Origin of the sequence: Phenylobacterium sp. (assembly GCF_044371015.1) — a bacterium.
Lineage (GTDB): Bacteria > Pseudomonadota > Alphaproteobacteria > Caulobacterales > Caulobacteraceae > Phenylobacterium.
On record NZ_JBILUK010000073.1, the window covers coordinates 1 to 13,656 of the forward strand.

12 protein-coding genes and 1 pseudogene are annotated in these 13,656 nt (G+C 67.4%); 5 read left to right on the forward strand and 8 right to left on the reverse strand.

Annotated elements, in window-relative coordinates; translation table 11 throughout:
- A pseudogene (locus tag ACIQ3R_RS08250) lies at positions 1-1,757 on the forward strand (endoglucanase); the annotation flags it as partial.
- An 8-nt stretch (positions 1,758-1,765) separates the two neighbouring features.
- Here ACIQ3R_RS08250 and ACIQ3R_RS08255 read toward each other — a convergent pair.
- From ACIQ3R_RS08255 to ACIQ3R_RS08280, 6 genes are all read right to left on the reverse strand, one after another.
- Positions 1,766-2,104, reverse strand: a complete 339-nt coding sequence (locus ACIQ3R_RS08255) for an MmcQ/YjbR family DNA-binding protein (RefSeq protein ID WP_397417248.1) — start codon at positions 2,102-2,104, stop codon at positions 1,766-1,768.
- On the reverse strand, positions 2,092-3,423 hold the full coding sequence (gene purB, locus ACIQ3R_RS08260) for an adenylosuccinate lyase (RefSeq protein WP_397417228.1): 1,332 nt from the start codon (positions 3,421-3,423) through the stop codon (positions 2,092-2,094). Before purB ends, ACIQ3R_RS08255 begins: the two co-directional genes overlap by 13 nt.
- A 45-nt stretch (positions 3,424-3,468) precedes the next feature.
- Positions 3,469-4,098: a PEPxxWA-CTERM sorting domain-containing protein gene (locus ACIQ3R_RS08265; protein ID WP_397417230.1), complete on the reverse strand. Its 630-nt coding sequence runs from the start codon at positions 4,096-4,098 to the stop codon at positions 3,469-3,471.
- Between the two features lie 125 nt (positions 4,099-4,223).
- A complete protein-coding gene (locus ACIQ3R_RS08270; RefSeq protein ID WP_397417232.1) occupies positions 4,224-5,723 on the reverse strand; it encodes a spinster family MFS transporter in 1,500 nt (499 codons plus the stop codon).
- A gap of 91 nt (positions 5,724-5,814) precedes the next feature.
- Complete coding sequence (locus ACIQ3R_RS08275; RefSeq protein WP_397417234.1) at positions 5,815-7,257, reverse strand: class I adenylate-forming enzyme family protein; 1,443 nt, start codon at positions 7,255-7,257, stop codon at positions 5,815-5,817.
- A gap of 54 nt (positions 7,258-7,311) precedes the next feature.
- Positions 7,312-8,667, reverse strand: a complete 1,356-nt coding sequence (locus tag ACIQ3R_RS08280; RefSeq protein WP_397417236.1) for a spinster family MFS transporter — start codon at positions 8,665-8,667, stop codon at positions 7,312-7,314.
- A gap of 125 nt (positions 8,668-8,792) precedes the next feature.
- Between ACIQ3R_RS08280 and ACIQ3R_RS08285 the strand changes: the two genes are divergently transcribed.
- From ACIQ3R_RS08285 to ACIQ3R_RS08295, 3 genes are read left to right on the forward strand one after another with little or no spacing between them, the layout of a single operon-like run.
- On the forward strand, positions 8,793-9,416 hold the full coding sequence (locus ACIQ3R_RS08285) for a glutathione S-transferase family protein (protein WP_397417238.1): 624 nt from the start codon (positions 8,793-8,795) through the stop codon (positions 9,414-9,416).
- Positions 9,416-9,961: a DUF1697 domain-containing protein gene (locus ACIQ3R_RS08290; RefSeq protein ID WP_397417240.1), complete on the forward strand. Its 546-nt coding sequence runs from the start codon at positions 9,416-9,418 to the stop codon at positions 9,959-9,961. Before ACIQ3R_RS08285 ends, ACIQ3R_RS08290 begins: the two co-directional genes overlap by 1 nt.
- Positions 9,958-10,545: a gamma carbonic anhydrase family protein gene (locus ACIQ3R_RS08295; protein ID WP_397417242.1), complete on the forward strand. Its 588-nt coding sequence runs from the start codon at positions 9,958-9,960 to the stop codon at positions 10,543-10,545. The genes ACIQ3R_RS08290 and ACIQ3R_RS08295 overlap by 4 nt, the downstream gene beginning before the upstream one ends.
- On the opposite strand, the gene ACIQ3R_RS08300 is transcribed toward ACIQ3R_RS08295, so the two are convergent.
- Together ACIQ3R_RS08300 and ACIQ3R_RS08305 are read right to left on the reverse strand one after the other, a co-directional pair.
- Positions 10,538-11,953, reverse strand: coding sequence for a calcium-binding protein (locus ACIQ3R_RS08300; RefSeq protein ID WP_397417250.1), 1,416 nt, complete (start codon positions 11,951-11,953; stop codon positions 10,538-10,540). The genes ACIQ3R_RS08295 and ACIQ3R_RS08300 overlap by 8 nt on opposite strands.
- A complete protein-coding gene (locus ACIQ3R_RS08305) occupies positions 11,913-12,305 on the reverse strand; it encodes a calcium-binding protein (protein WP_397417244.1) in 393 nt (130 codons plus the stop codon). Before ACIQ3R_RS08305 ends, ACIQ3R_RS08300 begins: the two co-directional genes overlap by 41 nt.
- A gap of 166 nt (positions 12,306-12,471) precedes the next feature.
- Between ACIQ3R_RS08305 and ACIQ3R_RS08310 the strand changes: the two genes are divergently transcribed.
- The coding region (locus tag ACIQ3R_RS08310; protein ID WP_397417246.1) for a PAS domain S-box protein at positions 12,472-13,656 on the forward strand (1,185 nt) is incomplete at its 3' end.

A 13,656-nucleotide genomic window follows, 5' to 3' on the forward strand; every position in this document is an offset into this window, starting at 1 on the left:
GGGGTCGGACAGGCGAGGGCGGCTTCCTGCCTCGCTACAATGCACTGCTCGCGGCGGCGGCGGCCGAGGGGCAGTTGGGCGACCGCACCGCACCGACCGAGGCGCGGATGGCGCTGGCCCGCTTCCTCGTCGGCAGTGAGCTTTCGTTCGAGGCCATCGGCGTACTGAACGCGCTCGGTCGGTCATCGCCGGCCAAGCTGGACGATCCGGAGTTTCGTGGGCTTCGCGGCATCGCCCGCACCTTCGCGCGCCGCTATGCCGAGGCCGACACTGACTTCGCCGCGCCGGCGCTGGTGGAGGACCCCTCTGCGGCGTTGTGGCGATCTTATCTGGCGGTGCAACTGGGCCAGTTCCCCGAGGCGCGAACCCAGTTTAGCAAGGGCGCCGAGGCGCTGGGCCTGGTCACGCCGATGTGGCGCGCGCGGTTCGCCCGGGCTGACGCGGAGGCGGCGCTCGCGACCGGCGATCTGGTCGGCGCCGAAACCCGCATCCGGATGGCGCTGCAGGAACAGATCAGCCCAACCGAACAACTGTATGCGCGCCTGATCCAGGCGCGCGTGGCCGAACTCCAGGGCGCTGAGGATCGCGCGCTTCGGATGTACGACGCCATCGCCCGCGCGCCGAGCGATGCGATTTCAGCGCCGGCGACGCTTCGGGCCACCAAGATCCGTCTGGCGCGCGGCCAGATGACGCCGGTGCAGGCGGCGGGGATCTACGACACCCTGCGCTATCGCTGGCGGGGCGACTCCACCGAGCTGGAGACCATCCGGGCGCTGGGCTCGCTCTATCTGGAGCAGGGGCGCTATCGAGAAGCGCTGGAGGCGCTGCGTTCGGCGGGCGTGCGGCTTCCGGACCTGCCGGAGGCGATACAGCTTCAGGCGGACCTCAACGCGGCGTTCCGGGCGCTGTTCCTGGATGGCCTGGCGGACGGGCTCGAGCCGACCCAGGCTCTGGCGCTGTTCTTCGACTTCCGCGAACTGGCGCCGCTCGGCGCCGACGGCGACCTGATGGTCCGCAAGATCGTGCGGCGGCTGGTGGACGTCGACCTGCTGCCCCAGGCCGCCGAACTCCTGAAGTATCAGGCCGATAACCGGCTGGACGGCGTGGCCCGCTCGCAGGTCTCGACCGATCTGGCGGTGATCTATCTGATGGATCGCCGGCCGGAACAGGCGCTGCAGGCGATCAACGCCTCGCGCACCACGGTGCTGCCCCTGGCGCTGGCCGCCGAGCGAAGGGTGGTGGAAGCGCGCGCCTGGACGGCGCTCGGCAAGTTCGACAGCGCTCTTGAAATCATCGAGCGGGATCAAGGCCGCGAGGCCAATGAACTGCGCGCCGAAATCACCTGGAAGTCCAAGAACTGGGCGGCGGCCGGGCCGCTGTTCGAGCGTGCGCTGGGGGATCGCTGGAAGACTCCGACTCCGCTCTCCAGCGACGAGGAGGGGCGCCTGCTGCGCGCCGGCGTCGCCTACAGCCTCGCCGGAGACGAGGCGGCCCTGGCGCGGCTGCAGCAGCGCTTCGGCGAGTTCCAGGACAAGGCCAACAACCCTGAAGCGCTGAAGATCGCGCTCTCCGGCCTGCCGGAGGGCCGCCTGAGCGTCGCCGATTTTGGCCGGGTGGCGGCCGACAACGAGGTGTTCGCCGGCTGGGTGCAGAAGATGAAGGGCCGCTTCAAGACCCGCGCCGCTCCCACGGGCGCACCGAAGGCTGCGCCGCCCGCACGTCAGGCCCAGGCGCCGGCGGGCGCGGGACGGGGGTAGAGCGACGATCAGCCGCGAGCGGCCTCCAGCACCGGCCCGCTCACCTTCTTGGGTACGACGCGCGCCCAGGCTTCGCGCACCAGCGCCGCCAACTCAGTTTCATCCAGGCTGCCGAGCTCGACAAAGCTCCAGTGGCCGGTGGCGACCTTGCAGGGCTGGAAGATCTCCGGGCGGATCTCGAACAACAGCTCCTGGTGAGCGGTGTCGAGCTTGAGGACCACGCGGTCGTTCCAGACGAGCGCGAACGACTTCCTACCGACGTTGAACCAGGGCGAGCCCTTGTAGGTCACCTCATGGGCGCCGGGCAGCGCCAGGCTCAGGCGGCGGAGGTCGTCTAGGTCGGCGATGGGCGCGCCTCCCGCATGGCGTCAACGCCAAACACGCGGGCGAATATCACGTCGACATTCTTGAAGTGATAGCCGAGATCAAACAGCTCGCTGAGTTCGGTCGGGGCGAGGGTGACCTCCGGGTCTGCAACCAGGAAATCGAGGAAGTTCCCTTCGCCGCGCCAGACCTTCATCGCATTGCGCTGGACCGCGGCGTAGCTGGCCTCTCGTGAGAGTCCCTTCTGGGTGAGGGCCAGCAGGACGCGCTGGGAGTGCACCAGGCCGCCCAGGTGGTCGAGGTTACGGGCCATGTTCTCCGGATAGACGACGAGGCGCTCGATCACGCCGGCCAGACGCCGCAGGGCGAAGTCGAGATGCACGGCGGCATCCGGACAGATTCCGCGCTCGACCGAGGAGTGGCTGATGTCGCGCTCGTGCCATAGCGCAACGTTTTCCATGGCCGGGACCACGGCGGAGCGGATGAGGCGGGCGAGGCCGGTGAGGTTCTCGGTGAGGATCGGGTTACGCTTGTGCGGCATGGCCGAGCTGCCCTTCTGGCCCGGATCGAAGGGCTCCTCGGCCTCCAGCACCTCGGTGCGCTGCAGGTGGCGGATCTCGACGGCCAGGCGCTCGATCGAGCTGGCGACCACGGCGAGGGCGGCGAACCAGGCCGCATGGCGGTCGCGCGGGATGACCTGTGTGGAGACGGGTTCCACGGCCAGGCCCATCTTGTCGGCCACATAGGCTTCCACTTCCGGCGCCACATTGGCGAACGTGCCGACCGCGCCGGAGACCGCGCAGGTGGCGATCTCGAACTTCGCCATGGCCAGCCGCTCCTTGGCCCGCTGGAACTCGGCGTAGTGGCCGGCGAGCTTCAGCCCGAAGGTGGTGGGTTCGGCGTGGATGGCGTGGCTGCGGCCCACGCAGGGTGTAAGTCGGTGTTCGAACGCGCGGCGCTTGAGAGCGGCCAGCACCAGATCGACATCCTCGATCAGCAGGTCGGTCGCGCGGGAGAGCTGGACCGCAAGGGTGGTGTCGTTGACGTCAGACGAGGTCATCCCCTGGTGCAGAAACCGCGCCTCGGGGCCGACCACCTCAGTAACGTGGGTGAGGAAGGCTATGACGTCGTGCTTCACCTCGCGCTCGATGGCGTCAATGCGCTCAGCGTCCCAGACGGCGTCGCGGCCCTTGGCCCATATGGTGCGCGCGGCGTCCTTGGGGATCACGCCCAGCTCGGCCATCGCGTCGGCTGCGTGGGCCTCGATCTCGAACATGATTTTGAAACGGGTCTGGGGCGACCAGATCTCGGCGGCTTCGGCGCGGGTGTAGCGGGGTATCATGGGCGAGATATCCGTCCCGCCCTGCTGAATGTCAAACCGGTCGGATCAGGCGGTGATGGCGACCCGGCGCCGACGAAGAGCGGCGCCGGCCAGCCCGAACCCGCCGATCATCAGCGCCCAGGTTCCAGGCTCGGGCGCGGCCGAACCGTTGAACTCCGGCCCGGGATCACCGGCGCCTTCGTCCGGCAGGTCGAATGGGCCTTCTTGGCCGTCGAGCGGTCCATCCTCCAAGGCGATGCCGCCACCGCCCAGACCGCCCAGACCGCCCGGCTTGGGCGGGGGCGTCAGGGCGAGGACAAGGACCAGGTCGCCGTCTTCGGGATTCCAGACGAACTCCTGGCCGGAGAACGACAGTTCGTCGCCGCCGATGCCGCCCATGGTGAAGGCGCCCCAGGTTCCGACCTCCTCGCCGTTGATCGCGAAGCTAAGCCGGAAGGTCTTGGAATCGAGGGCGCCCAGAACGCCGCGGTTCATCAAGAGCTGGGAGATCGTCACCGGACCGGAGAATGCGCCGGCCGAGAAGGTCTGACGGTAGACGCCGTCTTCATTGAAGCAGGTCGACTTGCCGCAGGCTTCGGTCCAGCTGGCGTTCAGCACAGTGGCCGCGCCGGCGGGTCCGGCGGTCAGCGCGGCGGCGAGCGCCAGCGCCGAGGTCAGGGTCTTAAGGCGGTCCATGGGGACTCCTGAGCGTGTTTCGACGCCCAGGGGCCACACCCAGAGGTAGACTCGCAAGCGCTTGCCCCCTTCCGGCGAGCGCGATTCTCCCGTTAGGAGAGAGTTAAGCTTAACCGCGAGGCGAGTTAACCTTCGCCGCGACTGGTTGCCGCCTCGGCCAGTGCTTTGCTGAGCCCGACCGTGGCCATCAGATAGTGGGCCGCGCCCCAAAGGGCGAAGCCATAGGCTACGAGGATGCCGTGGCGCGTCGCCAGGACCAGGGCGCCCTGACACGCCTCTCCCGCCGCGGCGCTGGCGCCCTCGGGCGCCATGCCGCCTGGGCAGGCGGCCTGGAACGCCGCCGGCTCCGAGGCGAAGAAGCCGCTAATGGCGCTCCAGATGCTGGTGGCTTCGGCATTGGCGAAGTGGAAGGCCGCGAAGTGGTCGATCACCCAGCCGGTGAAGGGCGGCCCGCCGCCGAGCGCCAACAGGTTCACGAAGAACAGCATCAAGGCCGCGGCGGTCGCGCGTTGACGACTGGGCGCCATGTTCTGAACCACACCGAAGGTCGGCCCCAGATAAACCGATGAGAACAGGCCGGGCAGCAACATGAAGGCTGCGGCCATTGTCCAGGAAGGCGCGTTGTAGACCGCCACATGGAAGGGGAACGCCACGGCGACACCGATGGCCGGCACCAGCGCGTACCAATGGTTGCCGCCCCGCGACATCCGATCTGTGATCGGCCCGCCGAGCAGAGTGCCGATGCCGGCCGACAGCCCACCGACCAGACCTGTAAGCAGCCCCACCTCGGCATAGTTCAGACCGAAGGTGCGGGTGAAGTAGGGCGGAGCGAACTGACCAGCTCCATAGCCGGCGAAGCTGACCAGCATCAGGCCCATCAGCATGTGGAATACCGGCCACTTGCCGAACAGGATCTTGGCCACAGCGCCCAGTTCACGAAACTCGGCGCGCGCCGAGGTGGATGGACCCGCCGCAGCGCGATTGGCCGCGCCGCCGTCAGCTTCAGAGTGGCCGCGTGGCGGCTCCTTGATGAGGAGCTTGATGGCGATCGCGATCGCGATGCCGGGCAGGCCCACGACCACGAAGGCGACCCGCCATGAGAAGGACTGCGCGAGCCAGCCGCCAAGCATGGCGCCGATCATGGTGCCGAGCGGAATGCCGAAGGCGTAGACCGAGAGCGCACTGGCCCTCTTCTTAGGTTCAAAATAGTCGCTGATCAGCGAATGGGCCGGGGGCGAGAGCCCCGCTTCACCGACACCCACGCCGAAGCGATAGAGCGCGAGCATCCCGAAGCTGGCCGCTGTCCCGCAGAGCGCGGTGAATCCGGACCAGATCACGATGGCGATCGAGATGATGTTGACGCGGTTCATCCGCTCGGCGACCCGCGCGATCGGGATGCCGAGCAGGGTGTAGAGCAGGGCGAAGTAGAGCCCGCCAAGCAGGCCGAGTTGGGTGTCGGTGATCTTCAGGTCGACCTTGATGGCCTGACCGATGGTGGAAATGATGGTCCGGTCGATGAAGTTGAAGGTGTAGGCCAGCACCAGGAGAACAAGCACCAGCCGCTTGTAGCCCTCCGAGTAATGCGGACGCGCGCCCGCGCCGCCGGCGGCGGTGTCGGTTGGCATGGACGTTCCCCCGAAGTCCTGTTGTCGCCCCGGACGGCCGGGACCAAGGGACACTAGGCTGGAGTCGGCGCCGGCGGTAGGCGCCGGTGCGTCAAGGGGCCGGACCGGCGGGCAGGGCCGCGAGCAGCGCGTTGCGCAGGAGCGCCCGCTGAACCTTGCCCATGGCGTTGCGCGGGATCTCCTCGACCCAGGCGAAACGAGGCGGCGGCAGGTCTCGATAACGCGCCAGATGTCCGGCCAGCGACCCGCGATCAAAGCCCGGCGCGCCGACAACCGCGAGCCAGCAGACATCGAGGCCGGCGGCGTTGGGAACGGCGAAGGCGGCGCAGTCTATGACGCCCGGACATGCCAGGGCGGCGTCTTCCAGGAAGGCGGGCATGAACTTGCCCATGTCGGCCAGGATCATTCGGTCGTCGATCCGCCCTTCAAGGATGATCCGGCCGTCGGCCAGACGGCGACCTATGTCGCGCGTGTAGAACCAGCCGTCCCGGAATCGTTCAGCGGTGGCGTCCGGGTCATCCAGATAGCCATGGGCGACGCGCGGCCCGCGGATCCGAATTTCGCCGGACTCGCCTTCGGCCACGGGTTGGCCCGCCTCATCGACGAACTCCAGGATCGCGCCGTTGAGCGCGACGCCCACATATCCCGGATCCTCATCGAGTCCGGAGGCCAGGCCCAACGTGTTGATGGTCGCTTCGGTGGCGCCGTAGGAGATCCGTACATCCGGGGACAGGCGAAGGCGGGCGTCCTGCGCCAGCGACACCGGCAGACGGGATCCGCCGACGCTTACCCGCCAACCGGGCCGGGGCTGGAAATCAGTTGGAAGGCTGGCCAGCACGCCCCGCAACTGGGTGGGCGTGCAACCCAGCAGGCCCACGGGTCGTGACTCCATGAGGCTCGGAATGTCAGGCGCCCGGAAGCCGCCGGCAAGGGCCGAGCCCTGACTCCAGGCGGAGATCGCCAGCGTGAAACCCTGGATGGATTCCACGGTTGTCAGCGGCGCCCAGACCCCATGGATTGCCGCGCCCCGGCCGCTGAAGTTGGCCAGATTGATCGCCTGCATCCGAGCCCAGCTCATGGCGATCCGTTTCGGCCGGCGCGTTGTGCCGGAAGACAGCATCACCCGTCCGACAGCTTCCGGCTCGATCGGCAGTTGATGAAGAGGCGCAGGCGCGCGGGCGCGGACATCCTGAATCCAGGCTTCTGTCAGGGTGACCAATCGTGGGCCGGGCGCGGCGTCGCCGGCGCCGGGGCGGTCCTGCACCAGACGCACCTCGGCGCCGTGGTCGTTGAAGGGGCTCGTCGGGATGCGCAGGCGAGCCAGGGCGGCCATCAGGATATAGGTAAGCGCTGGGTCATCCATGGCGATGGAGACGACCTGCGTGCGGCGATCGACGCCGAGTTCGGGCATGGCGGCCGCGAACCGGTCGATTTCAGCGTTGAACGCAGCGTAGGTGAACGTACGCGTCGGCGTGATGACCGCCGTCGCCCTTGGCGTCAGGTGGGCATGGTCGCGGATCGAGCCATCGAACATGGCCCGACGCTAGCGCGGATCGCCGTTATCTGGAAATCCCGCTGCGCCGGCCCGTCAGCTGACGACGTCCTCACGGATTGTCCGGCGCGCCAGCCAGAAGCAGACGAAGGCGACGACCCCGACTGAGGCCGAGAGGATCAGCGCCCAACGGACGCCCTCCGCCGACCCCAGACCCAGGCCGTGGTTGAGCCAGTCCGAAAGGATGCCGACGCCGAGCGGGCCAAGGCCCAGACCGATCAGGTTGATTACGAACAGCAGGATAGCCGAGGCCGTCGCGCGCATGTGCGGCGGCACCACGGACTGTGCGGTGCCATAGACCGGGCCGTACCACAGGGAGCCCAGGAAACCGTTGATCGCCAGCACGCACAGACCCACAGCGGCGGATTCGACTGTCATGGCGAAGATGAAGATTGGGATGGTGATCAGGCTGGCGATGGCCGGGGTCACCATGTAGGCGCGCAGATCGTTCTTGCCGAACTTGTCGGCGATCATGCCGCCGGCGATCGAGCCGATGGCCCCCGCGGTGCCGCCGATGAGGCCCAGCGCCAGGCCGAGGAAGCCCAACGACTGCAGATTGAACATTGTGGCGAGTTGGGCCACCTCCTCAGTATGGTTCCGCAGGAAGAAGCTGGCGGTGAACGGCGCATGGCCATAGCCGATGAAGGCCTTCACGGCCGCAGCGAAGGCGATGAACCAGAAGGTCCGGCGCTTGGCCAGATAGGCCATGGTCTCGCCGAAAGTGGCCGAGGCGCTGGCGATCTGCGCTGAATGCTGGGCCATGATCCGGCGCGGTTCCTTCAGCGTGAAGATCGCCAGCGCCGCGAACAGCAGGCCGGGTATGCCGGCCACCAGGAAGGCGGCGCGCCAGCCATAGGCGTCGGCCACCAGGCCGCCCATCACCAGCCCGAGCAGGCCGCCGATCGGTGTGCCCATGGAATAGAAGGCGAGCGCCGAGGCGCGCTTTTCCTTGGGTACATAGTCCGAAATCAGGGAGTGGGCCGGCGGCGTGCAGCCCGCTTCGCCCACGCCCACGCCAATGCGATAAATGATCAGTTGCCAGAAGTTGGTCGCGGTGGCGCAGAGCGCTGTAAAGCCGCTCCAGACCGCCACGGCCGAGCCGATGATCACCGGCCGGTTGCTGCGCTCGGCGAAGCGGGCGATCGGGATACCCAGGACGGTGTAGAAAAGCGCGAAGGCGAGGCCGCTCATCAGACCGAGCTGCCAGTCCGCCAGATGAAGATCCTTCTTGATCGGCTCGGCCAGGATATTGATCACCTGCCGGTCGAGGAAATTGATGATGTAGATGCCGAGCAGCAGCCACATCGCATAGCGCGTGTAGCCCGCCGAAAATGGTGTCTTCTCCGCCGCTGAAGCGGCTGGCGGCGTATCCGTGGAGACGGCGTCGGTCATCTAAGCGGTTTCCTCAACTGCGCGCTCATCGGGGACTGGAGCGTTCGTTTTGTCCAGACTAGATGGCGCCTAGCCGCGGACCGCAACCCGGCAAGTGTTTCAGCGCGGTAGCAAGGGGAGTTCAGATGCAATTGGTCATCGGAGACAAGGTCTGGTCGACCTGGTCAATGCGCCCCTGGCTGGTGGCCAAGCGCGCCGGACTTGCGTTCGAAGAGATCAATGTGCGGCTGCGCCAGGCGGACAACCAGAGCGCCGCCGAGATCGCGCCCCACTCGCCTTCAAGCAAGGTTCCGGTCTTGAAGGCTGGCGACCTGGTGATCGTGGACTCGCTCGCCATCTGCGAGTTCCTGGCCGAGCAGTCTCCGGGCCTTTGGCCGGCGGACCCGGGGGCGCGGGCGCTGGCCCGGTCGGCGTCGGCGGAGATGCATTCGGGCTTCGCTGCGCTGCGTCAGGAATGTCCGATGGACCTGGCGGCCCAACCGTCGCCGCTGGCGCTGTCCGAGGCGGCCGCCAAGGACGTGCGCCGGATCGTGGCGTTGTGGATCGGCATGCTCACCCGCTTCGGCGGCCCGTTCCTGGCGGGAGACTGGTCGATCGCTGACGCTTTCTACACGCCCGTGGCGACCCGGTTTCGCACCTACGCGGTGGACCTCGCCGCGCACGGCGATGACGGCGCCGCGGCGGCCTATGCGGAACGGCTGCTGGCGACACCGGAGTTCCGGGCCTGGGAGGCTGAGGCTTTGGCGTGATGAGCGAACGACGGCTGGCGCTGCTGCTGCGGGCCGTGAATGTCGGCGGGCGGGTTCTGCCGATGGCGGCGCTAAGGTCGGCGCTGGGCGAGGCCGGATTGGTCCAGCCCGAGACTTTGCTGGCGAGCGGCAACGCCCTGGTGACGACCGCCCGGGACGTTCAGGCGGTGGAGGCTGTCGTGGAAACCCTCTTGGCCGATCGGTTCGGCCTGTCGACGGATGTGATGGCGCGCGACCTTCCGGAAATCCAGGGGGTGCTGACAGCGTGTCCGTTTGCCGCCTTCGCCGATAGCCACCCGAACCGGTTGATCACATTCTTCACCAAATCGCCCGGCCGCGGTGAACTTTCGGTGTTGGAGGATCGACGGACGGCGGGCGAAGCTGTCGCTTGGGGACCTGGGTGCCTCTACGCCACCTTTCCGGCAGGCTCGGGAACCTCCAAGCTCACTCCGGATGTGATCGAGCGTCGTCTGGGCGTGCGCGTGACCGGTCGCAACTGGAACACCGTCCGCCGGCTGGCGGACCTGCTGGAGAACGCGCTGTGACCGAACCCCGCTTTGGCGCCGACGTGACTTTGGACCCCGAGGCCTGGGTGCACCCGACCGCTCAACTCTATGGCCGGGTCACCGTGGCGGCCGGCGCCTCGGTCTGGCCCAATGTGGTCGTCCGCGCGGAGTCCGACGAGGTGGTGATCGGGCGCGGGACCAATATCCAGGACTTCGTGATGATCCATATCGGCGCCGGCGTGGGTACGATTATCGGGGAAGACTGCTCGATCACCCACCACTGCACGCTGCACGGCTGCCGGATCGGAGCCCGGGTGCTGGTCGGGATCGGCTCGACGATCATGGATGGTTGCGAGGTGGGGGAGAACTCGATCATCGCCGGGCACGCCTTCCTCAAGGAGGGCACGATCATTCCTCCCAACTCCATCGTGATGGGCGCGCCAGGCAAGGTGGTTCGGGAGCGCAACAACGCCGTCGCCAACGCGATGAACGCCTGGATGTACCGCGAGAACGCCAGGGCCTATGCGCGTGGCGAGCACCGCATCTGGTCCAAGCCCGAGTTCTCGGCGGCGGCCAGGGCCGAGCAGGCCCGGTTGAGCGCGCTCTACGCCGAGGTCAGATAAAGCTCGACCAGTCGATATCGGCCAGGCTGCGGCCCGCCAGCACGATGGCGTCGTCGGCCGTGCCGTTGTTGGCGGACGAGTCAATGAAAACGATCAGATCGGCGGCCACCCGCACCACCACGACGTCTATGCCCCCCGAAATCGCCGCGTTGGCCAAGGTCTGGGCGGTGGTCGCGTCGTCGGCTGAGAGTTCGGCGTAGGTCGCAGGTGTCGGTGGGGTCCCAAGGGCGTCGATCAGATCGCCGGGATTCCAGTCCATGATCACGTCGCTCTGGCCGAGGGTCGTCGATGAATGGCCGACCGTGCCGATCACGAAGATGTCCTCGCCCGCGCCGCCTCGCATGACATCGCGCCCGGCGCCGGCGTTTAGGGTGTCAGCGCCGTCCCCGCCGTCGAGCGTGTCGGCGCCGGCCCCTGCCGATAGGCTATCGTCGCCGAGGCCGCCATTGATGGTGTTGGTTCCCCCTGTGTCGACCGCGGTGTCATTGCCGTCGCCGGCATTGATCATGTCGTTCAGGGTTCCACCGTTGATCCGGTCGTCGCCCGTGCCTGCATCGAAGGTGGAGTTGGCTGCACCGCCGTTCAGCGTATCGCCGCCGCTGCCGCCCATCATCACGCCGCCGGTCATCGTCAGCACGTCCGAACCCTCGCCTCCGTCCACGGAGTCGGCGCCGGTTCCCGAGTTGATGGTGTCGCCGCCTTCGCCGCCCGTGATGGAATCGTTGCCGGCGCCGCTGCTGATGGTGTCGGCTCCGCCATCTCCGGCGATCAGGTTGTTGCCGCCCGAGTCGGCGATCGTGTCGTTGTCGGCCCCGCCGCCCAGCGTGTCGTCGCCGCCGGCTGTGTTGAGGCTGTCGTTGCCCAGACTGCCCATGATGACGTTGGCGCCGCCGGTATCTGTAATCGTATCGATGCCGTCGCCGGCATCGACGGTGTCGGCGCCCGTCCCCGAGGAAAGCGTGTCGGAACCCGCACCCAGGAACACGGTGTTGGCGCCGTCGCCGGCCGTGACGCGGTCGTCACCCGGACCGCCGTCAATAAAGTCCGCGCCATTGGTTGCGGTGATCGTGTCGGCGGAATCACCGCCTGAGATCGAGTCGGCGCCGCCCCCGCCGGTGATGGAGTCGGAGCCGGACTCACCAACGAGGGTATCGGCCTCGGTTGCGCCGATCAGGGTGTCGGCGCCCAGGTTTCCATTCAGGAAATCGCCGCCGCCGGTCGCCACGAGTCGATCATTGCCCTGACCACCCAGCAGCGTGTCGGCTTCCGCCCCGCCGGTGACGGTGTCGTCGCCGAGGTTTCCCTGGCCGAAGTTGCGTCCGGCCCCGACGTCGATAACGTCGTTGCCCTGGCCGCCGTAGACCGCATCATCTCCGTTGCCGCCCCCCCAGCGTATCGTTGCCCTGATTGCCCTGGATCAGGTCGGCGCCATCGGCCCCTGCGAGGGTGTCGTTGCCCAATCCGCCGTAGAGACCATCTGGGAAGGCCGTGCCGGTTTGAGTGTCGTTGCCGATCGTGCCAGCGAACAACATCGAGCCATCCGGGAAGACCGCGTCCGTCTCGCCCCGGAAGGTATCGGCGATGTTGATCAAGCGGTCGCCCTGCTGAAGCGCGATCGTCAGGACGCCATCGATGAGGGCGCCGGTGAAGAAAACCGCCACCTGCGAACCGCTGCCGGCGTTGAAAAGCAGTCGATCCGCCGCAGCCGTGTACGACAGCGCCTGAGCCTGAGTGACATTACTGAAGAGATAGGCCGCCATACTGTGGGCCCTTCCGGCGAATCGTGTCGGACGAGACTAGGTAGAACTAAGTTTCGCAACAACGGGACTCGCCTGAAGCGCGTCGCGCGGTTGTGGATTAGATTCACCCCCTCGAAACCCGAGGCGTCTAGGTTGTCCAATCGGCGGGCGCCGGAGGACCGACGGAGTGGCACACAGCGATCGGGCAGACGCGGAGGCTTTCGCCCTCATCGCGGAGCATACGCGCGATTTGATCGTGCGCCTCTCGACCGGCGGGCGCATCACCTATGTCTCGCCCAGCGTCCGTCGCTACGGTTGGGCGCCTGAGGACCTGATCGGCCGGTTCGGTCATGAGCTCGTGCACCCCGCCGATGCGGAGATCCTGGAGCAGCACAACTCCGAGCTCTTCGCCGGCGACACTGAGCAGGAACAGCCGCGCCTGTATCGCTTCAGCGACCCGGCCGGCCGCTGGGTTTGGCTCGAAGGCAGTCCTTTGCCCGTGGTGTCGGCCGACGGCGTCGTCACGGAACTGATCGCCACGCTTCGCGACGTTACCGAGCGGCGCAACCTCGAGGAGTCCGCTCGCGCGGAGGCGCGTCAGTTCGAGGCCGCGTTCGTCAACGCCCCCATCGGCATGGCCCTGGTTTCACCCGAAGGCGCCTGCCTGCGCAGCAACGCCGCCTTCCAGCGGATTCTCGGCTACACCGAGGGCGAACTCGATGGCGTCCAGTTCCAGAGCATCACCCATCCGGATGACCTTCCGGGCGACCTGGAGCTTCTGGGCCGCCTGAAGGCCGGCGAGATCGAGACCTTTCAGCGCGACAAGCGGTATCTTCAGCGCGATGGCGCGCCGGTTTGGGTGCAGCTCTCGGTGACTCTGGTGCGGGAGCGCGACGGAAGTCCGCGGCACTATGTGGCCCAGGTTATCGACCTCAGCGAGCGGCGAGCCGGGCTTGAGGCAGTGGCGGCCAGCGAGGCCCGCTACCGCCTGCTGGCCGAGCACAGCCAGGACATCATCGTTCAGCTCAGCACTTGGGGCATGATCACCTACGCGTCGCCGGCCGTCCGGGCCTATGGCTACGACCCAAGCGATCTGGTCGGTCGGCCCATCAATGACTTCATGCATCCCGACGACCTGGCGGCCAATCTCGAGAACATGCTGGAGTCGGCGCGCACCGGTGAGGCGCAGTCGCTGAAGCTCGGCGTCGCGCGCATGCGCACCGCCGAGGGCGCCTGGATATGGACGGAGGGCAACCCGCGGGCCACCCGAAACGCCAAAGGCCAGGTCACGGGATTCGTCACCACGCTGCGCGACGTCACAGAGCGCCGCGAGAAGGACGCGCTGTTCGAAGCGGCGTTCCAGCACTCGCCG